The organism is Acinetobacter sp. FDAARGOS_558 (assembly GCF_003937785.1).
Classification (GTDB): Bacteria; Pseudomonadota; Gammaproteobacteria; order Pseudomonadales; family Moraxellaceae; genus Acinetobacter; species Acinetobacter baumannii.
Genome location: NZ_RKJH01000001.1, coordinates 2,221,128 through 2,242,623 on the forward strand (window position 1 = coordinate 2,221,128; position 21,496 = coordinate 2,242,623).

General features: G+C 37.9%; 17 protein-coding genes and 1 pseudogene. 10 read left to right on the forward strand and 8 right to left on the reverse strand.

Features of this window, described 5'->3' with window-relative positions; all coding sequences use genetic code 11:
- Window positions 1-116: 116 nt before the first annotated feature.
- Window positions 117-1,460 (forward strand): alpha/beta fold hydrolase, encoded by a 1,344-nt coding sequence (locus EGT34_RS10720; RefSeq protein ID WP_001139636.1) that lies wholly within the window; start codon window positions 117-119, stop codon window positions 1,458-1,460.
- A gap of 65 nt (window positions 1,461-1,525) precedes the next feature.
- Here EGT34_RS10720 and EGT34_RS10725 read toward each other — a convergent pair whose 3' ends face one another.
- The gene (locus EGT34_RS10725; RefSeq protein WP_000687989.1) at window positions 1,526-1,882 is read right to left on the reverse strand and encodes a DUF5991 domain-containing protein; all 357 of its coding nucleotides are present in this window, start codon (window positions 1,880-1,882) and stop codon (window positions 1,526-1,528) included.
- Window positions 1,883-2,024: 142 nt separating this feature from the next.
- Between EGT34_RS10725 and EGT34_RS21250 the strand changes: the two are divergent.
- A pseudogene (locus EGT34_RS21250) lies at window positions 2,025-2,680 on the forward strand (haloacid dehalogenase-like hydrolase).
- 293 nt (window positions 2,681-2,973) lie between these two features.
- On the opposite strand, the gene EGT34_RS10740 reads toward EGT34_RS21250, so the two are convergent.
- The 6 genes from EGT34_RS10740 to gshA form a co-directional block, all read right to left on the reverse strand.
- Window positions 2,974-3,447: a hypothetical protein gene (locus tag EGT34_RS10740; RefSeq protein ID WP_001033666.1), complete on the reverse strand. Its 474-nt coding sequence runs from the start codon at window positions 3,445-3,447 to the stop codon at window positions 2,974-2,976.
- An 8-nt stretch (window positions 3,448-3,455) separates the two neighbouring features.
- Window positions 3,456-5,852, reverse strand: a complete 2,397-nt coding sequence (locus EGT34_RS10745; RefSeq protein ID WP_000788403.1) for a M23 family metallopeptidase — start codon at window positions 5,850-5,852, stop codon at window positions 3,456-3,458.
- The gene (locus tag EGT34_RS10750; RefSeq protein ID WP_000830813.1) at window positions 5,849-6,385 is read right to left on the reverse strand and encodes a hypothetical protein; all 537 of its coding nucleotides are present in this window, start codon (window positions 6,383-6,385) and stop codon (window positions 5,849-5,851) included. The genes EGT34_RS10745 and EGT34_RS10750 overlap by 4 nt, the downstream gene beginning before the upstream one ends.
- A gap of 3 nt (window positions 6,386-6,388) precedes the next feature.
- The gene (locus EGT34_RS10755; protein ID WP_000898334.1) at window positions 6,389-9,772 is read right to left on the reverse strand and encodes a type VI secretion system Vgr family protein; all 3,384 of its coding nucleotides are present in this window, start codon (window positions 9,770-9,772) and stop codon (window positions 6,389-6,391) included.
- A 164-nt stretch (window positions 9,773-9,936) separates the two neighbouring features.
- On the reverse strand, window positions 9,937-10,452 hold the full coding sequence (locus tag EGT34_RS10760) for a disulfide bond formation protein B (protein WP_001240040.1): 516 nt from the start codon (window positions 10,450-10,452) through the stop codon (window positions 9,937-9,939).
- A gap of 14 nt (window positions 10,453-10,466) precedes the next feature.
- Complete coding sequence (gshA, locus tag EGT34_RS10765) at window positions 10,467-12,044, reverse strand: glutamate--cysteine ligase (protein ID WP_000082287.1); 1,578 nt, start codon at window positions 12,042-12,044, stop codon at window positions 10,467-10,469.
- A gap of 168 nt (window positions 12,045-12,212) precedes the next feature.
- On the opposite strand from gshA, the gene EGT34_RS10770 reads away from it, so the two are divergent.
- The 5 genes from EGT34_RS10770 (at window position 12,213) to EGT34_RS10790 (ending at window position 17,355) form a co-directional block, all read left to right on the forward strand.
- Window positions 12,213-12,752 carry a DUF924 family protein gene (locus tag EGT34_RS10770; protein WP_000999588.1) on the forward strand — a complete coding sequence of 180 codons (540 nt, stop codon included), beginning with the start codon at window positions 12,213-12,215 and terminating at the stop codon, window positions 12,750-12,752.
- 59 nt (window positions 12,753-12,811) lie between these two features.
- On the forward strand, window positions 12,812-13,375 hold the full coding sequence (locus tag EGT34_RS10775) for a CC0125/CC1285 family lipoprotein (protein ID WP_000876369.1): 564 nt from the start codon (window positions 12,812-12,814) through the stop codon (window positions 13,373-13,375).
- Window positions 13,376-13,388: 13 nt separating this feature from the next.
- Window positions 13,389-14,699, forward strand: coding sequence for a DUF445 domain-containing protein (locus EGT34_RS10780; RefSeq protein WP_001055481.1), 1,311 nt, complete (start codon window positions 13,389-13,391; stop codon window positions 14,697-14,699).
- Between the two features lie 27 nt (window positions 14,700-14,726).
- Window positions 14,727-15,881 carry a pyridoxal phosphate-dependent aminotransferase gene (locus EGT34_RS10785; RefSeq protein ID WP_000939862.1) on the forward strand — a complete coding sequence of 385 codons (1,155 nt, stop codon included), beginning with the start codon at window positions 14,727-14,729 and terminating at the stop codon, window positions 15,879-15,881.
- Between the two features lie 106 nt (window positions 15,882-15,987).
- A complete protein-coding gene (locus EGT34_RS10790; RefSeq protein WP_001135116.1) occupies window positions 15,988-17,355 on the forward strand; it encodes an MATE family efflux transporter in 1,368 nt (455 codons plus the stop codon).
- Window positions 17,356-17,411: 56 nt separating this feature from the next.
- On the opposite strand, the gene EGT34_RS10795 is transcribed toward EGT34_RS10790, so the two are convergent.
- Window positions 17,412-18,245 carry an SDR family NAD(P)-dependent oxidoreductase gene (locus tag EGT34_RS10795; protein WP_000787753.1) on the reverse strand — a complete coding sequence of 278 codons (834 nt, stop codon included), beginning with the start codon at window positions 18,243-18,245 and terminating at the stop codon, window positions 17,412-17,414.
- A 196-nt stretch (window positions 18,246-18,441) separates the two neighbouring features.
- Between EGT34_RS10795 and EGT34_RS10800 the strand changes: the two genes are divergently transcribed.
- The 3 genes from EGT34_RS10800 to phoR all read left to right on the forward strand — a co-directional run bounded on the left by EGT34_RS10800 (window position 18,442) and on the right by phoR (window position 21,447).
- A complete protein-coding gene (locus EGT34_RS10800) occupies window positions 18,442-19,113 on the forward strand; it encodes a TetR/AcrR family transcriptional regulator (protein ID WP_000224581.1) in 672 nt (223 codons plus the stop codon).
- Between the two features lie 255 nt (window positions 19,114-19,368).
- Window positions 19,369-20,079, forward strand: coding sequence for a phosphate regulon transcriptional regulator PhoB (gene phoB, locus EGT34_RS10805; protein WP_000650776.1), 711 nt, complete (start codon window positions 19,369-19,371; stop codon window positions 20,077-20,079).
- A gap of 9 nt (window positions 20,080-20,088) precedes the next feature.
- Window positions 20,089-21,447 (forward strand): phosphate regulon sensor histidine kinase PhoR, encoded by a 1,359-nt coding sequence (phoR, locus tag EGT34_RS10810; RefSeq protein ID WP_000273191.1) that lies wholly within the window; start codon window positions 20,089-20,091, stop codon window positions 21,445-21,447.
- The last annotated feature ends 49 nt before the right edge of the window (window positions 21,448-21,496 follow it).

Consider the following 21,496-nt stretch of genomic DNA (forward strand, 5'->3'; position numbering starts at 1 on the left):
CATTCATCAGTATTTTAAAAACATGTGTTATTTAAACTACTAAGATGGAAACGTTAGCTGCCGTTCATAAAAAGTACAGCTTAAAACGTCGGTTATAACGTAAATGGGGAAAAGATATGCCGAGCTTAACACCGTTACATGAAACTTATTGTAAATGGGATCGTACGCCACCTAGTCAGGCCGACGTACTAGAAGGTTTAGCTCAACTGTTCAGTACCAGCTTAAATGGTGTACATGAATTAATACAAGTCATTAATATTGAAGTATTAAAAAATGCTTTTGGTATTAGTGCCCAAAATGCTAAAAATTTCCAAAAACGGCCCTCTGTCCAAAAGGCATATCAGTTTTCTTATGGTGCCTTACAAAAATATGGTAGTTGTTTTTTAGCACCAGGGTTACGTCGTATTATTGAAAAATTTCCAACCCTTCATGAGAAGCCATTAACACCAACCCTTCATTTTTTAGTAGGAGTGTTAAATGGTATTTTCGGAGACTATCTACTTAAACAACATAGTCCCCTCGCCTTGCCAATGGTTCTATACGACCACTACGGTGCAATCCAACAAGGCGAACTTGCAGGCCGTATTGTAATTTTGGTTCATGGTTTGTGCATGAACCATCTTACTTGGTCAAATGCACATTATGGCGGGATTGGTGAGCGTCTGTTAGCACAGCGTGATCACAACACGATGCTGTATTTAAATTACAATACAGGCCGCCGTATTTCAGCCAATGGCCGCAGTTTCTCAAATTTATTAGAAGATTTAGTACAGCGTAATCCAAGAATTACCAGCATTGATTTAATTGGTCATAGCATGGGTGGACTGGTTTCCCGTAGCGCACTGTTTTATGGTAAACAAAATATGTACCAATGGATTCATATGGTCGAAAACCTCGTCTGTATTGGATCTCCCCACCACGGTGCAGTGCTTGAGCGTTTTGGATTTGCGTTACAAGATCGGCTAGGCGCTTTTCCATTTGTTGGCCTAATTGGTCAGCTGGTTAACATCCGTAGTAATGGGATTTTAGACCTACGCCATGGTAGTGTTCGAGATGATGACTGGGAATACATGGATGCCCGTATTGGTATGATGGATGACAACCGTGCTCCGGCTCCTCTACCTTCCCATATCAATACCTTTTTAGTGGCAGGAACACTCGAGTTTGAAAAGGTGCGTAATAAAGCGCTTACCGTGATTGGCGATTACTTAGTGAGTGTAAAAAGCGCACTAGGTGAACATCCTAATCCACGTTTTCAGCTTAAAGTTCCAGATTCACATAAAGCGGTGTTTTATGGCTTAAATCACTTTGAAATTCAGTATCACTCAAGTGTTGCCGAACAGATTACTCGATGGTTATATCCTCATGTGAATGATTATGTGCAAGACGGTATTCAAACCCATATTATTGATATGCCGAACTATACGCTCGAAGATTTAGAAGGAATTGTAGAGACGTAAAAAAAGCCCAACTTATGTTGGGCTTTTTTTACGTCTAAATTATTTTAAAAATAGCTCTATATCAATTATTTATCTTTATAAAATAGATTATCTTTGATATCTAAAACTTCATCGGAATAAAGATAATATTTTCCTTTCTTATAGACTACTTTTCCTAACTTTTCACCACTTTGAACTTTAAATAAATATAGTTCGTTATTTTTCTCTTTCACTTTGCATATATAAGATTTATCAACTTGAAAGCCAGCAACAGAATACTCACACTTTTTGGGTGTTAATGTTAAAACAGATTCTATCGTCGCAACATTTCCACCTGGTAGTTCTTCAGAACTATAATAATGATAAGTACCATACCACTTATCTGCATTTGCAAATGTGTTAGTAGAAAGAACTAGCAATAATAAAAAACAAAAAATTTTCATTTAATTAATTTATAAACAATCAAGTCAAACTATTATAACCAAATTACAATACAATAAAATATTTAATAATTTTATAAATCAGCTATTAAAATACTCTTTTGAAAATTAATTCTTATTACTATTACCAACTCTAAAGAAATATATGAAAGAAATTGTTGTTTTGTCTTGGATAAGATATTACTACCAGGTGAATCTACAAGGACATGGTTAACAGATAAATTGAAATCTAATATTTTTAGATTTATCGCTGCACTCATTGTTACGCTCATTGCTTTATCTCTTATGAAATTTAAAAAAATATAAATCTAAAGGTGGCTGATTATATTTATGGATTGTAACGTATAGCTTGAATGAAGAAGAATTAGAATATAACTTTAAAAATTGCTCTAAGAATATCAAAGACACTTCTTCTGACTCATTATATTATTTTGAGCAAGGTATAACTGAAGTAAAAGATCACTTAGACAACGGAAGAATTGTGTTTATTGCCATGGCTACAGCAGAAAAGTTAGCGAATGTTTTGCTCGAGTCTATTAACCTAGATGTACAAATCATTGTACTCCTTTATAAGATAAAGTAGGAGGATGGGTAAGTGGAATAAATTTTAGGGCTGAAGAAAAAGTAAAAAGATTGAATAAACTTGATATCAAAGAACCTTGGTTTGCAACATACAGTGATGATATTGATGATGACTTACCTATTTTGATTGGCGCTAAACTGCCCTATTTAATTAACGGCGATAATAACAAAATTAAAAATATTAAAATCAACAATTTAAAAATATTAAATTGGTTTTAAAAGTTATAATATTGATATTGTTTATAGAAGCTGTCTAATAAATAATTAATCAAAGATAATATAGGCACTTTTAGCAATAAAAGTGCCTATAAAAGTGATTTTATATATTTATAAGCTATCTACCGGTTAATTTGACTCTTAACGTATCTTTACAACAAGTTAGATAAAAATCTTATCAAAATCTAGAATTACAGAAATATATTAGATATTCATTAAAACTACTTTTAAAGAAATAATTTTATATTTTCCAAATAAATATAATGATTCATGACTCTAATCAATTTTTTCAAATTCTAAATACCATTCGCTTCCCACATTTCAACAGCTTCTTGACATTGTTCAAGAGAATGGAATGCAAATACTCTAGTATCTTTCATAGTAATTCTAATAGCATCAGAATTTAAATCGAATACATTTTTCTCAACAGAGCATTGATAATTCTTGAGTTTATAACCGTTTAATTTCTTACATTTTGGTTGTTCTAACTTTTCATCAAAAGTATACCAATCATTTAAGGTTTTACCCATACAAGTAATTTTATCCTGAGCATCCATTTGCGGTTTTGAATTTTCTATTTTTTTATCTTTTACTTGAGAAACAGTAGTTTCTTTTATTAGTGAGTCATTAGAGTTACTTAACTGTGACTTTATAACTGAATTTGATTCATTTTGATGTTCAATAGATGCATTAGATTCTTTTTCCAGTTTGTTAAAATCATTGCAAGCCGTCAAAAATAAAAAACTTAGCGCTATTAAAATTTTATTCATTACCAATCTCATAATGTTGAATTATCTAAAAAAGTAGTAGGATCTATTAGATCAGAGCGTCGTTGATAGGCATTATTGCCACGAACTGTTAATGGACTAGTATCTTTAGGATTAGAATACATCTCCAAATGTAACATCATACTTGGAACTTGTACTGTGAGTTTACCGACATAGCCAATAGTTTGCCCGCGTTTTACATCATCTCCAACTTTTACTAAGGACTTTCCTGCCAGAACCTCGCCATAGCGTATAATATGTTTTTTATGTACAATTTCAATTACATCAGTACCAGAATAAAAACCTTTTACTACACGGACTTTTCCATCAGCCATCGCTCTAATTTCAGTTCCTGTTGGTGCATACAGATCACAACCTGCGTGTTTACGTTTTCCACCACTACGATTAGAACCAAATCGAGCAAATCCATTTTTATATGAATTTGTCCGTGCCTTTAAAGGGAATAAATATGAGTCATCATCTTTTGGCTTATCCATTCTTATTTCAATAACCGGCATAGGATTCTTCAATATAGCGGTATAAAGTACTTGTTCTTTACTATCAACATCTACAACAATTTCAATTTTCTTTCCCTCTTCACCCCGATGTTTTTTTAATCCAATCCCATCTTGTCCAGTATAATGTGTTCTTTTTGCACCATTATACTTAATTGAATAAGCTAGATTTTCTTCCTTACCTGTCTCTTTATTGATTGTTTTAATAGTAAAAACGACATCACTACCATACTGTTTGGTTAAAGGATTACCATTTTTTTCTGTATGAACATTCTCTGTTTTTCCTAATGAAGGAATAAAATCAATTAAGTAATCAACAAAGCTCTCTTCTCTCTTAGATGACGTTTCTTTCGCTGGTTTTGTTTTTGCTGGCACTGTCTTACTTGGGGGATTTGAAGCTACTCGAGGCATCTGTATTGTTGTAGCTGCAGAATTTAAGTTAACATTGATTACGGAAATACTTGGATCATTTCTTAATGTCAAAATAGGTTTCTTATTTGAAAGAAGCAATTTATAAACAAATGCATTCAACATTTTTAATTGAATAAAGCCATTACTATCCGTTATTTTTTCTATTTCTCTACCTCTATATGAAACAAAAAACTTATTATTTTTTAAAATTTTACCTTTACTATCATGTATCTTCAATTTTACACTGACTAGTCCTAATGGGACTGATATACAGCTATTTTCCATTCCTTTAGTTATAGATATTGTTTTTAGTTTTTGATAACCTTTACTTCCATTTACCAATATATCTAAATTTTCCCCCTCTTCTGCAATTATACCAGTTTTTATTCCTGAACTATCAGAAGTATGCTCTTTGATCTTACCTTTATATCTTATAAAAAACCTCATATTCGTTATTTTTCTATTTGTGTCACTTTCAATTATCGCTATATCAAATTTTATATCTTTAGGAGCATTCGTTTTCACCTCATCTTTCTTCAAATCAACAGTTTTCTGTTCCACCACAACAACTTTTTCTTGTTTTGGCTCTGGTTCAGCAGGTTTTTGTAAGACAGATTGAATTTTAATATCTTCACTTACACTTAATTCAATAGATTGTTTTTTATCAGAGGCTTGTGTGATGACAGCAGATTGTTTGCCATCTACTTTAATTATAATTTTACTGCCTGGATGTCTAATAATAACAGGTAATAATCCTTGCTCATCTGACTCAGCACTTACAATAAACTTAGATTGTTTAAACTTACCACTATATTCAGATTCAATAGTTACTTTTTTATTTTTTGCTATTTGTCCTATTTGGTTTTTTAATATTATATATATTTTTCTACTACAACAGCTTTCTAAGTCATAATGGTTAAACATCTCAATATATCTACTAATGTGAACATTATTTCCATCTACTTCTTTATAATTTCCTTTAAAACCTGATATACCTAAAAAAGAACCTAATCCTCCTTCCCCAACTAAATGAGCACCTGCAATAGCACCTGATTCAGTAATTTCAATTCCATTTATTATTTTCCCATAGTATTCATTGAAACTTCTATTTCTTAATCGTTTGCAAAGAAGATCTATCCATTCTCCAATGATCTGAATTTGCTTAGCAGGGGATTTCAAAAAATCTGATAAAGAATTAACACCATTATGTCCAACCCAACTCCCGGTCCAATCGTTTGCTTTGGTTTTATCAGAATTATCATTCCAATGCTTATAATAACCAAGATCAATCAGTGCAGCTTCCCCAAACTGAAAAAAACCAATATAACCCCGAGAATTTTTATTTTGGCTTGCTCTAATGTTTACCGGTGCCGTTAAGGGTAAACTTAAATCTGATGAAGATTCCATTCTTGAAACAGCACAAATAAATCCATAACGCGTTAACGGATATGATTTTTGATTTATAGATTTACCATTTTTCATTTATTTAAGTCCTCAAAACTAAATCGTTTAATATCAATTTTTTTATTATTGATATATGAACTTAAAATAGGTTTCATTTTCTCAAAATTCCCCAATCCAGGGCAGCTTAATTCCACACCATTTTTATTAGCTTTTTTTGTTGGATAAAACTTATCTTCAAACATATCATAGCGACCTAAATTTCTATAATATGAAAAATAATTACCATTAGTGTCATTAATGATATTTATATCACTATGATCATTTTTTAGATAAGCATAATAAACTTGGTATTTATTTTTATTTACTTCAATAACTTGGCATTCCCCTGTTGACATCCATTGAGCATCTTTTGGGTTTAAGCCAATAGTCTTTACAAGCTTTGCTTTATTGCTATCTTCCCAAATTTGTTTACAGGGGACATTAACTTTATCAATTTTGATACTTTCATTTTTATTTTTGAAACTATCCCAAATTTTTTCACAAGCATTTTCTTCAGCAAAAGCTTGTATTGAGATAAATGTGCTCAGTAGCAATGTTAAACTGCGTTTCATCTTTTATACTCCAAATTTATTAAAATCATCTTCTAGATCATCTTTATATTCATCATCTAGTGCTTCTGCAAGCTGGCTCTGAATTCCATCATCTACAAAATCCCCCGTATCATGATTATAAATATCTTCATTTAATTCCTTCGTTGGTATAATACTTTTATTCTCATTATTGCTAATAAATTGAATTTCAATAGTATCTGATGAATCACTAAATATTCTTGGTGTTCGGCCCATTTCATCTAACATCCCAATATATTCCGTATTCTTTGTTTTATTGATAACTTTAAATCTAATTTCCTCTTTCAATTTTTCTAAATTGAAAATATCACTAAAATCAAATCTTCGACTAAATATTCCACTCTCAGGCATTTTTGGTAACTCAGCATTTACTGTTGCTCCACTCATAAACAAATGCTGCCCAGCTTTACTTTCAAACTTACCACCTGTTGTTGAAAATACCCCATTGGCATTAATTTTGAGCTGTGACCCACCTGCTGTTAATACAATTTCTTTTGGACTGGTAAGTTCGATTTTTTCTTCAGTAGAAATAAGCTTAATCACCTTCTTCGCAATTGCTTCAATAGCATCGTCTTGTGCTTGTAGTTCGAGCTTTCCTTTCGCTGCATAAGCACGCAAACCCTTTTGCGCAGCAAACAAACTAATTTTGTCTTGTGCATGCCCAATAATATTTTTTTGTGCGCTTAAATTAATTGAACCGCTGGCACTTTCGGCAATATCTTGCGAAGCTTGCAAAATAATATTTTCAGGCGTCGTCAAAGCAATACCATTTGGCGATGCTAACAACATAAGGGCTTGTCTGAAGATCTTGCCTTGCTCTTGTTGTTGAGTATCGGAACTGCTTTCTAAACCTTGGGTATAACCTTCCATAAAGCCTTGTAAAGAACTCAATGCTTTAGAAGGTGATACTTCCAATTTACTGCCTTTACTAAAAGTTCCACACGTACTCATCAAATCAAAGTCTTTAGTCTCGACATTTGCTAAGACTTTCCCGACCTCTTGAATACTTTCAAATGGATTTTTATGAATTCGGTCTTTAATACTTGCGAGTTTTCCTTTAACAATATCAGGGCCATGTTCTTCAACGTTTTCGATAAATGCTTTTAAATTTTCTACCGCATCTTTAGCATCGCTAAAGAAAGAATTAAATTCATCTACAACGCCTTTTGTATTTCCCCCTAGTGCACCAATGTCTTGAATAAAGCCACCGCAGTCTTTTAGGGCATGGATAGGATCGTTATTAATTCCTTCTTTAAATAGATTCACCGTACTATTTAATGCTTGTCCTGTAGTTTTTAGCTCAAGAGACTGGATGAATTTGGGTAAGCGATTAATTACATTCAAAGCATCAGTTTGTTGCTTGGCTGCAACTTCACTGAGCATTTTCATGCTTTCATAGCCTTGTGAAAGTAAGGATTGTGCTTGTGCGGCCTCTAAATGGTCTGCAATCGCTTGCTCTTGTGCATAGGTACTAATGAGCATGCCTTTACCCGCCCGCACAGCTCCCCAAGCGTCTGTTCTAAGCTCAAAGCCTTCACCACGGCCTTGGCTTGTCGCTTGTTCTTTAGGATGGCTTAAATTACCTAAATTCAACTGTGTTGCCGCATGACTACTTTGTAGTTGGGTACTAATTTGCCCAGTTGTGTCATCAAAGCGTAATTGATTAAACCCGCTGCCATTAACCTCCTGACTGCGTATGCCACTTAGCTTTTTAGTATCAGGAAGCTGCCCTTTTACATCGAATTTAGTTGGCGAACGCTGTGCTTCATGGATTCGACCCGTCACAAATGGACGGTCGATATTGCCATCAAAGAAGTCAATGACCACCACTTCACCAATACGTGGTAAGAAACGTGCACCATAACCTTCTCCTGCCCAAGGAGTCAGTACACTCACCCAAGCCGAGTCGGTATCATTGTCATTACTACCTGCGCCACCATCATGGCCATGATCATCACTACGAGTAAATAGAAAACGTACTTTAATGCGTCCCCATTCATCGACATGAATAGTTTCTCCCTCAGGTCCCACGACTTTCGCTCTTTGTGGGTAAGCAATTGGTCGATGCTGTTCCGGATTGTATTCAGGCGCCGTTTTGATTTGACGGCGTATTAAGGTCAGCTCATTACTTTGACGTTCGATATCATCGTAACCATGTTGATCCCAACGACTTTGGGTTAATAACTGGCTAACTTGCTGATGTAAATCTTTAGGTAAGTTATTTTGGTTATAGAAATTTTTGGCAATGATTAGGAACTCTTGATCTGCTCCTTCATGCTGATCAATTTCAGGGTGCTCTCTTAAATTAAACCAATAGCCGACTTGGGTATCGCGCACACTACTGTAGGCTTTAAAGTATTTGGCCCGACTCGCATGCATGTCGGTGAAGTGCTGATTTAATTTTTCTAATTGGCTACTGCTTGAAGCGGTTGCCTGATCTTCCCCTTTTAAATCTTGCATCCAGGCGGGGCTTACGTGCCATGCTTGCTCAAGACTTAAAGTGGCCGAATCAAAGTTATCTGAGTGTGTATGGGTAGTAACAACTGAACCATTACCCTCTTCTTGTGCTAACGCATCGGGCTGCCAACGCTGTACATGTACGGCAGTCGGTTGCAGACTTCGCACTGCAACAAAGCCTGTAATACTATCTTGATATTCGGTTGCGTTACTTCTGTGATAGCGAATACTACGACGCGCTAAAGCTTGGTATTGGTTATTGTCATCAATTAATCTTAGTTTTTGAGCTTGTATTGGTGCAGTAAAATGAGGGACAAAAAGCTCTGATTCATCAATGAGCCAACTAACACCCTCACTTCGCCACAAACGTGTGAGAAAGTCATAGTCAGACTCATTATGCTGCATAGTGAACGGACGAATATCATAGTTTTGACTTAACCCACCCAAATCAAGACTTAAACTCGCAGCAAACAGTGGACTTTTTTCTTGCCATTCTTTAAATAGAACTTCGGTAATTTCTACGATACTTTTATTCATAAAAACACGACTATTACGGCGTTTGTGCCATAAATTTGTCGCATCTTCTATAGTCAGCTTATAAAGCGTTAAAGCGCCATCACTTTGTCCATAACTGGCCTCAGTCACAATACCTGTAGTTCGGAACAATTGCCCCGAATCAGTAACCTGATCAACAGCGACTTGAACACCAATAAATTGCTTCAGTGCAATTTGGGCATTGGTTGAAAGGCAGATCAATTCTGCCATTAGGCCGCCATTTAGCTGATGTTGGCCTTCTATACGTTGTAAGAATACTTGATGATTGAGTAGTTCATTAGAAAATTGTACGTGAATAGCACGTTTCTGAGCATTTAGCCCTATTTTTTCCAAGACACTAAATATATTAAAAAGCATTTTTTATAATCATAAGGATATATAAACGGCTGCACTTTATAAAAAACAGAACTATCTGTCTACAAAATTATGCGTTATTTCTATCAATTTTTTTATATTTTCACTTATTCGAAAGTTATAAAAAAAGCCCAACTTAAGTTGAGCCTTTTTTAATTACTTTAAACTTACTTTTTAGCCGTCTTAAACACTGGATAAAAACGGAATAACTGCCATAAACAAACCAATAATAGTAAAAGGAAATAGGCCAATGACCAAACTGGTAAAGACTGACCTAAAAAAGTCCAGTCAATTGCCGCACACTCACCTGAGCCAGAAAGTACTTCTTGTAAAACGGTTTTCATTGGTAAAGCATCAATGAGGTAATTTAAACCCGGACCACAGCTTGGTACTTGATCTGGTGGTAAATGCTGTAGCCAAACATGTCGGCCCGCCACTCCCACTGACCATAAAATTGCAACACCTGCCAAAAATGCATAAAAGCGTTTAATCGCATTGGAAACCGGGTTATGCAAAAACGCAATAAGAGCCACAAAACCCATTGCCATTAAGCCAACACGTTGAAAAATACAGAGCGGACATGGCTCCAACCCTTTTACATGTTCCAAATACAACGCAAAAGACATGCCGACAATGCTTGCCAGAACAAGCAGTCCACTCACCAAACGGTAACTTAATCGCATGTAAAACCTCATTTTTATCTATATTGTTCAAGATATTGATCAAAACTGATCTGATTATCTTGCTCAAGTTGTTCTTGCTGCTGTAAAGATTGCACAGCCAATTGTTCAAAATATTGCAAAGTCTCTGCACTAATCTCATGCTTTTCATAAGTTTCAGCATGTAACTGTGCCATATGACTACCAAAGCTCCAGGTTCCACCATGCTTTAATGTGTCATCAATCACATGAGCAGATAATGTTTCATCTACTTCATCAATACGTTCTTGCATCACAGCCAAAGCCGAGCTGTATAGATCTGTGGCATAGGTCTGATCGAGTAAGCGAGCACAATCCTGCATTTTAGAAATATGCTGACGTGCCCAATCTTCAATATGATAAGACCCGTTTAAATCAGTAATGGTTGCGTTTGGTGCTCGACCACGGTTAACCACTTCTGTCTGGTTTTTCTCAATCAAATCTTGCTCAGGGCATAACAGTTCAGGACTATCGCTTAATAAACAATAAAGCGCTAATGCCTCAAGGAAACCTGCTGTTGTTTCATTGACGCCAATTGCCGAATATGGATTTACGTCCACTGCACGAAGTTCAACATAACCCACCCCTCGATTTTTCAAGGCTTGAGACGGTGTTTCACCCGCTTGAGGAACTTGTTTTGGACGCACGAGACTGTAATATTCATTCTCGATTTGTAAAACATGATCATTAATTTGCAATGGTTCACCAGAGGCATCATTTAACCCTAAACGGCTAAATGGCGGGTATGGAGAATGTACTGCTTTTTGTAAACCGTCCAGATAACCAGTTAAGTTGTTATAGTGAATGCCTAAACTTTTTTGTGCCGAGTTTTGGTAGCCTAAACGTCCCATACGCAGAGCTGTAGCATACGGTAAATAATATGACCCTTTGATTAAAGGCAACAAATGATGTTCATGACCCGTCAGAAAACAACGGCAAACCGATGGACTCGCTCCCACCAAAAACATAACCAGTGGCGTTAAACGAATAAAGTTACGGATAAGTCCAAAATAGCGATGACTACGATAATCTTGCAGACTAAGTGCTTTTAATTTTTCGTCAGTTTCATGTGCCTGCAAGGCAGTAAAAAGCGAATCTGGAAAAGATAAATTATAGTGTACGCCCGAAATCGTCTGCATACGACGACCATAACGAATACCCAAACCACGGCGATAAAGCGTCTTGAAACGGCCAATATTAGAAGTGCCATATTGAGCTAGACGAATACGTTCTTCATTGTCATCTAGCATACATGGCATAGACAACGGCCAGAGCTTTTCACCATTTTCTAAATGACGGTGCACAACCGCATGAATATCGGTGAGCTCATGCAAGGCATCACCAATGGTTGGCTGTGGTGAAGTAATAAACTCCATCAACGCTTCAGAATAATCTGTGGTGATTTTCGGATGTGTTAAAGCTGAACCTAATGCCTTTGGATGTAACTCTTGTGATAAGAACCCATTACTTTGCATACGTAGGCTTTCACGTTCTATTCCACGTAACATGCCTTGTAGTAGCGACGAATCCACCCAAGCAGGAATAACTGATTGAGATGGTGTAGTGGGTTGACTCATGCATTTGCTCGCTTATAAAAGATCACTATATACAAAATCGTGACATGATACGGCTATTGATATGATCACATCATTTCAGTTTGGCAATTTTTATCACAATCTTGTTATTTAAGACACGAAAGAATTGTGATTTTATTGAAGAATAATTGCTAAAGAGTTGTCAATATCATGAACGATCAAGACATTTTAAACTTCTGGTTTTCACCTGAACACCGTTCACTCTGGTTTGCAAAAAGTGAGGATTTTGACGCAAAAATTCGTGATCAATTTGCAGACGTTCATCGACAGGCAACTCGAGCAGAACTTTGGTCTTGGCGGAAAACACCAGAAGGTCGTCTTGCAGAGATTATTGTGCTAGATCAGTTTTCTCGCAACATTTATCGTGATCAACCCGAATCTTTTGCTTATGACGGACTTGCTTTAGCCTTGTCACAAGAAGCAATTAGTTTGCAACTCGATGCACAACTTAACCCAGAACAGCGCTCGTTTTTGTACATGCCATTTATGCATAGTGAATCGAAGCTAATTCATGAGTTTGCTTTAAAATTATTTCAACGCCTCGGCAATGAAATTAATTTAAGCTTTGAGAAAAAACATAAAGTGATTATAGATCGCTTTGGACGTTATCCTCATCGTAATACCATCCTTGGACGTGTCTCAACACCAGAGGAAACCGAATTTTTATTAGAACCGAACAGTAGTTTTTAAGACTTCTCTATTTTTAATGCTGACGCATCCATTCTTTTATGCTCAGCTGGGAGTTCACCATGAAATATCTCTCTCTTTGTTTAGCCTTAGGCACTGCCATAACTTTAAGTGCTTGTTCAACTGTACCCAGCAAACCAAAAACTTTCGATCAGCTTGGCCAGTTTTCGGCCTATCCGTTAAATGCTAAAACGTTTCGAATCAGCTTTCAGGCTGATCCAAACATGAGCTATGGAGCAGCCGAAGAAATCACTTTGGTGAAGTCAGCACAGACTACAGTACAAAAAGGTTTCCGCTTTTTTAAAGTGCTGAACGACCCAAGTAATCAAAGCCAAAAGCCACCGCGTCAAGCTGTAGTTTATCCATCTGCACCAAGCTTTTACCCGTATGGTTACTACCGCCGCTATCCGGGTTTCTGGCATGATCCGTTCTATGATTTCCCACAAGTGGTCAATATCGACCCTGTTCAAGTGTCGTATACTATTGAATGTTATCGGGATCAAAAGCAGGCTCCTCAAGATGCCTTTGATGCAACGTTAATTCTCAAATCTATCGGACAAAAATATGGTTTAAGCCCGACAGGAGAATTGTTGCCGCCACCTGAGCCGCCAGTAAAACAAAAATGAATAGGATGACCGTATGAATATGGCAGAAGAAGTACACCATGCACCCAATCTGAAGCGCAGCAAATATTTCGCTACGATGGCACTTATTATTGTGGTGGTGCTGTGGATTGGGTTATTGATCGCCAATCGCTTTCTGCCAGAGTACACAGACTTAATTCATATTTTAATGCTAGGTGCGGAAGCTGGTGTAGTGGGTGGACTAGCAGATTGGTATGCGATTACCGTTCTGTTTCGAAACCCATTTGGTAAGCTTCCCATCCCTAAGTTTTTACGTGATCATACTGAAATTATTCCACGTAATAAGGCACGTATTGCCGAATCAATGGGTCGATTTGTGCAGGAAAACTTCCTGTCGCCTCAGGTGGTCGAACGAAGCCTAGAAAAAACCGATTTAAGTCTTGCCATTGGTCAATGGCTTGCCAGTCCACAAAACAATACGCAAGTGGTACAACTTATTCAGCAAACTGTACCTAAAGTTTTTGAATTTGTTAGCCAAGAACAAATTGCCAATTTCGTGCAAAACAACAGTGTGCAATGGGTGCGTAACACTCAAGTCAATAAACTTGCGAGTGAAATGCTGCGTGCAGTATTAGAAAATGATTTCCACCAAGATGTACTGCAACGTGGTCTCGATATCGCGCATGAGTGGGTGGTACAAAATCCGGATAAAACTCGCGAATTGACAAGAAAAATGTTTAAAGCGCTGGGGGTCTGGTCTCTTGCAAAAGGTGCAAGCTGGATCGGTATTGATGTTCAGCAGCGCACCATTGATTCACTGGTTGAAAAAGTAGAATCAATGCTGGCTGACCATGAACACCCATGGCGACAGGAAATTGAAACTATTGCCCACTCGCTCATGCTGGAGTTAGCAAACCCTGAGAGTATTGCCAGCCAACGTCTAAATAGTGGCAAAGATGCGCTGCTAGATAGTCCTCAGGTCCTAAATTTCATTAGTGGTGCTGTCACTATTTTATGTGATGCCATTAAAGAAGATTTAATGAAAGAAGACTCTGGTATTGCAATGAACCTCAGAGCTGCCATTCAGCAGTTGGGTGAAAACCTTGTCCAAAATGTAAAAGTACGTGAAGTTCTCAACAAAGAAATGACAGGACTTGCCATGAACTTTACGGACCAATATAGCCATAAAATCATACGCTATGTGAGTGAGCGCATTCATGAGTGGGACTCACGTGAAATGATTGGAAAAATTGAAAACGAAGTCGGTGGCGACTTACACATGATTCGTGTGAATGGCGTTGTGGTAGGTGCATTTATCGGCTTAACTCTAGGTGTAATACGAGCAGCGATTGAATCAATTTTATAACGTTAATAATTTCCTTAAGAGAACAATATGCTACAGCTTCAGTCCAAATTGCCCGCACAAGGGGTGACTATTTTTAGTACGATGACGGCAATGGCACAGCGCTTGGGTGCACTTAACCTTTCACAGGGTTTCCCGGATTTTCCTGCACCCCCTGCTTTGCTCGAAGCCCTATCTCAGGCAACTTTGGCTGGACACAATCAGTACCCACCTGGTGATGGCATTCTCGCACTGCGTGAACAGCTCGCTTTACAATTTCAACAGCGTGACCAGCTTCAACTTGATCCTGTAACTCAAATCACGATTACGCCCGGTGCAACTATAGCAATTTTCTGTGCCATACAAGCTTGTATCAACACAGGTGATGAAGTCATTATTTTTGACCCGAGTTATGACAGCTATGGACCTTCTGTCGAGTTAGCAGGTGGTAAAGCGGTACATATTGCCTTGCAAGCACCTGACTTTAAGGTGAACTGGCAACAAGTTAAAGATCGAATTAACGATAAAACCCGTATGATTGTGGTAAATACTCCCCACAATCCAACAGGTACAATCTGGTCCAAACAAGACTGGTTAGAACTGATCGCACTAATTCAGGATAAAAATATTGTAGTTTTATCTGATGAAGTCTACGAACACTTAGTTTTTGATGGTCAGCAACACTTTAGCGCGTTGCATTTCCCTGAGCTCAGAGAACGTAGTTTTGTGATTGGTTCTTTTGGAAAAACCTTCCATGTCACAGGTTGGAAAACCGGTTACTGTGTTGCTTCACCTGATTTAATGCGTTTGTTCCGCCAGATTTATCAATATGTTAATTTCTGTGGCACAACACCTTGTCAGATTGCGCTTGCGCAATATATGCAGCAACACCCAGAACATATTCAGGAACTTTCACAGTTTTATCAGACTAAACGAGACCGATTTAATCAGGCGATTCACAATAGCCGTTTTTTGCTTAAACCATCGCAAGGAACTTATTTCCAAAACCTTGATTACAGCCAGATTAGACCTGACTTAAACGATGTGGAAATGTGCCAGTTTCTTGCTGAGCAACATAAGATTGTGGCTATTCCTGTTTCGGTGTTTTACCAACAAGCCCCAGAGTCTTTACGCTTGATTCGTTTCTGCTTTGCAAAAAATGATGAAACACTGCAAAAAGCAGGAGAAATTCTGAATCAATGTTAATAAATTTAGTCACTTAGCATAGTAAAAATACTACAAGAAATTCCACACAACTATGCTAAGTTGAATATCCGACCCGCTCATCAAAGAGATGGGCGATGGAGAATACATGCCACCAAGACAGTCTTTAATTCATCAGCAAAATCTTTGGAAAACATTTTTTGTTTTCTTATTGCCCCTGATTGCAACCAATATCTTGCAAAACCTGTCCGGTACCATTAACACCATCTTTGTTGGACAAATGATGGGGGTCGATGCGATTGCTGCCGTCTCGGTTTTTTTCCCCATTTTGTTTTTACTGCTTGCGTTTATTATCGGCATTTCAACGGGTACTACTGTTTTAGTAGGGCAGGCATGGGGCGCGCAGAATATTGAAAAAGTTCAAAGTGTGGTGGGTTCTACCCTATTTATGACCATCATTGGCGGTATCATTACCGCAATCATTGGTGTGTTTTTTGCCCATGATATTTTAGAACTTTTAGGTACGGATCCGAAGGTGATGCACCTCTCTTTGCCTTATGTGCAATGGATGTTGGCAGGTAGTCCTCTTCTCTTTGTTTATATTATCTATACCTCAATTTTACGCGGTGTAGGAGACAGTACTACTCCTTTACTTGCACTGGCTTTAACCAGTGTGATTGGTTTGGTCATTACCCCGATATTGCTTAAAGGTTATTTTGGTTTACCCGCTCTAGGAATTATTGCTCCGGCAATTGCGACCATTACTGGCTATGTAGCTATTCTCATTTTTCTTGCGATTTATCTAAACAAGAAAAAGCATCCACTTCGGCCGAACCGTCAGCTTTTGCAACATATTCGTCATAATTCGGAATTAAGTAAAATCATTTTACGCCTAGGTGTTCCAACCGGTATTCAAATGATTACCACTTCAATGGCCGGTTTAGTCATTGTGGGTTTAGTGAACCGTTTCGGAGCTCATGCCACAGCGGCCTATGGTGCCGTGAATCAGGTACTCAACTATATTCAGTTTCCAGCGATTTCGATCTCCATCGCGGCCTCAATCTTTGCAGCACAAGCGATTGGTGCTGGTAAGTCGGACCTACTCGCACGTGTTACACGCACCGCTTTGGGAATGAACTTTTTATTTACAGGTACCTTAATTGCACTCGGCTATCTATTTTCAAAATATTTGATGGCTTTATTCATCACAGATCCAACTGTGGTGGTGTTAGGGCAACAGCTTTTATTTATTGTACTTTGGGCAATTTTATTCTTTGGTGCAGGTGCCATTTTTGCATCAATTATGCGTGCCAGTGGGACTGTAACCGTACCAATGCTGATTAACATCTCTGCCATTTTATTTATTGAAATGCCATGTGCTTACTGGTTTAGTTCGATGTGGGGGCTTAAAGGCATTTGGGTCGCCTATGCCTTGGCATTTGTCAGTTTATGTATTATTCAAGGCTTGTATTATCAATTTATCTGGAAGAAAAAGAAGATCAAAGTTCTTATTTAGAATGCATTAAACCTTATAAAAAAAGCCATCAATTGATGGCTTTTTTCTTTTAAACCTTATTTCATCCATTTGGTTACAATGGTTGAAGCACGTTGATATCCCGTTGGGAATAAACGCTGGAATGCATCCAGAATTTTTGCATCGCTACCGATGAGTAAACGGCGTTTATTTTTCAAAACTGCATCTAAAATTTGACGAGCTGCTTCCTCTGGTGGGGTACGCAATAACTTGTCAAAGTTTTGAATCGATTTAGTTGGGTCCATACCCAAGCTACTCAAGCTATCACTCATTTTTGCAGCTTTAGCAATATTAGTACGAATACCGCCCGGATGTACACATAGCGAACTTACGCCGCATTTTTCAATATCTAACTCTTGACGCAATGACTCAGTAAAACCACGTACCGCAAATTTAGTTGCATTATAGCCAGACTGTGTCGGTTGAGCCGTTAAACCAAATAAGCTGGAAATATTAATAATATGGCCATCTTGTGTTTGCTTAATGAACGGTAAGAATTCTTTAGTACCGTAAACCACGCCCCAGAAGTTAATTCCCACAATCCACTCTAAATCTTCGTAAGTTGCACCTTCTACAGTTGAGCCTAAAGCTACACCCGCATTGTTAAAAATCAGGTTAACACAGCCATGATCTTGAACAGTTTCCTGTGCCCACTGCTTTACTGCCTCGCGGTCAGAAACATCTAACTTCTTGGTTGTTACAGTAATGTTACTGTACGGTTTTAATAGCTCAACAGTTTTCTCTAAGCCCTTTTCATTAATGTCACTTAATGAAAGATGGCAGCCCTGCTTTGCCAGAAGAATTGCTAATTGTTGCCCAATGCCAGAACCCGCACCCGTAATTGCAGCGACTTTGTTTTTAAAATTTTTCATTGTCCATCCTTTGTTTTTCGATTTGCACAACTGGTTCATTGCATGTGCAATTTAGACTCTTTCAATATAATTTTGACAATATACATTGTCAATATAGTACACTGTAATTTCAGATAGATTGGCACAATTCTGCTGACGGCTTTATCATAGGGCTCATATTTGCCGAAAAACCGATAAATTAGGAAACCATTTATTTATGGCGACAAACGACTCAACCAGTAAAAAGAAAACAAAAACTGTGAGTAAAGAACGTCAGTTCAAAGGGTTATCTCTGTCTGAGCGCAAAGAGGCACGCCGCGAAAAACTCATTGAAGCCGGTATTGCAACTTATGGAACCCTTGGCTTTTTTTCCGTGACGGTAAAAGATGTCTGCCAAGAAGCAAAACTCACCGAACGTTATTTTTATGAATCATTTAAAAAGAGTGAAGATTTATTCCAAACCATCTTTTTAAAAATGATTGAAGAATTACAGCAAAACTTGATGCAAGCCGTCATTAAAGCGGCTCCAGACCCTGAGCAAATGGTCGATGCTGGTTTACGTGCTCTACTGAGTACTTTAAAAGACGACCCTCGTTTGGCTCGTATTGTGTATGTCGATGCAATTTTGGTCCAAGAATTACATAATCAGGCCACCATTCAGGAAACTCTCGCCCAGTTTGATCGTATGATTCAAGCTTTTGTGATGCTCACCATGCCGCAAATCCAGCATAACGAAAATGAGCTCTCATTAATCGCTACTGGTTTAAATGGATACGTGACACAAATTGCCGTTCGATGGGTGATGGGCGGGTTTAAGCAGTCTCTAGAGCAAGTTTTAGCGGCCTGCCGTATCGTTTTTTTAGCTTTGCTCGCGAAAGTTTCAAAATAATATTAAAGTTTTTTGACACTGTTTTTATTTTAAAAACCTCGTTTGAGATAAGCTTGTAACACACTGAATGGTTTTAAGAAAATTTATACCTACCTGTCATCATTTGGTCATGCGCTTGCCGTATTTTTGTCACAAATTATTGCTAAATTCGATTTTATAGACTTTTCTGCAATGAAATTGTCATAATTAATCTTTGTAATAAGCCTGTCATAACTACAAAACGGTTCACCGTTAAAATCTACAAGGTATTACGCTGTGAAAGATGACTATATTTTAATTGTCGATGATGAGCTTCCTATCCGCGAAATGATCCATACCTCTTTGGACATGGCAGGCTTTCAGTGTTTACAGGCAGAAGATGCCAAACAGGCTCATCAAATTATCGTCGACCAACGTCCGGCGCTTATCTTGCTCGATTGGATGTTACCCGGGGGCGTAAGTGGGGTCGACTTATGTCGCCGTTTAAAACGTGATGAAAACTTAGCAGAAATTCCAGTCATTATGTTGACCGCTCGCGGTGAAGAAGACCACAAAGTACAAGGTCTGGATGCTGGTGCAGATGACTATATGACCAAACCATTTTCAACCCGTGAATTGGTTTCTCGTATTAAAGCTGTTTTACGCCGTGCAAATGCATTAAGCGGTGAAAAAACAATTGATGCCAATGGTTTAATTCTTGATCCTGTAAGCCAACGCGTAAGCTTTGGTAACAGTATTTTAGATATGGGACCAACAGAATACCGTCTGCTTGCATTTTTTATGACCCATCCGGAACGTGCCTATACACGTGCCCAGTTGCTCGATCAGGTGTGGGGCGGTAATGTATACATCGAAGATCGTACTATCGATGTGCATATCCGTCGTTTGCGTAAAGTCTTAGAACCTTTTGGTGTAGACCGATTTGTTCAGACTGTACGTGGTACAGGTTATCGTTTCTCAACACGTGCAGATTTAGCCGCAGGTTAACCAAAATTTATGTATGAACCCTACCCCGTCCCCGAACAGGTACGTGAACAAAAGCTTTCCCGCTACAGTAGTTTATGGACGTTTGCTAAACAAGATTTACGACTTTTATTATTTTTCCTGATTATTGCAGGTTTAGTCGGTTTAGGAATTGGGTATTTCTGGAGCTGTATTTTTATTGCCTTTGTGGTGTTTTTTACACTTCAGTTGCGTTCTTTATATTTGGTCAATGACTGGATTGCCAATAATCCATACGATGTCCCTCCGAACCTCAACGGAATTTGGGGGGCATTATTATTTAACGTTTACCGTGCCCAGCGCCAAGAACGTATTGTTCAAGCGGAAATGGTAGGACTTATTGACCGCGCTCAATCTTCATTAGTTGCACTTGCCGAAGCGGTAGTCTTGATTGATGATCAACATCAAATTGAATGGTGGAACCCAGCCGCAGAGCGTTTACTAGGAATTAGTCCACTTGACCGTGGTCGCAACTTATTAACCATTTTGCGCCAGCCAACTTTTATTGAATATTTTAACAATATTGATCAGGCACCTGATGGGATTAAGCTCCATTCAAATCTTGATGATGACCGTTATGTACAGGTTAAGCTCACACGATTTGGTGGGGAAAGTCGCTTACTTGTAGCATACGATGTAACGCGTATGCATAATCTTGAGCAAATGCGTAAAGACTTTGTCGATAATATTTCGCATGAACTACGTACACCATTAACCGTGCTCAGTGGTTATATCGAAACATTTACCGACCAAGAAGATATTAACCCGCGCTGGAAACGTGCATTTGACCAGATGCAATCTCAAACCAAACGTATGAATGCGTTGGTTAATGATTTACTACTGTTATCAAATTTAGAAAATAATAAGAAAATCGCAAAAAATCAGATTATTGAAATGCCGAGCTTAATGAATCAATTATTTGATGATGCTCAGGCCTACAATGCCGATTATGGGCATACACTCAATTTACATATTGATAGCCACTGTGACCTCATCGGTTCAGACATGGAAATTGCCAGCGCATTTAGTAATTTAATTACTAATGCCATTAAGTACACACCAAAAGGCGGAACCATTACCATTGGTTGGCACGATGACGGTGAGCATGCTTACTTTAGTGTACAAGATACCGGTATCGGCATTAACCCTAAACATTTGCCGCGTCTGACTGAACGCTTCTACCGTGTAGACAGCGACCGTAGTCGTCAAACCGGTGGAACAGGTTTAGGCTTGGCGATTGTAAAACACGTACTCATGCAACACGGCGCCTATTTAGACGTGCAATCTAAAGAAAATGAAGGATCAACCTTTACCGCAGTGTTTCCAAAAGAAAGACTCTATAACATGACTTAAAATCATCTTTCTTCAAATATAAAAAGCCGACTTATGAAAAGTCGGCTTT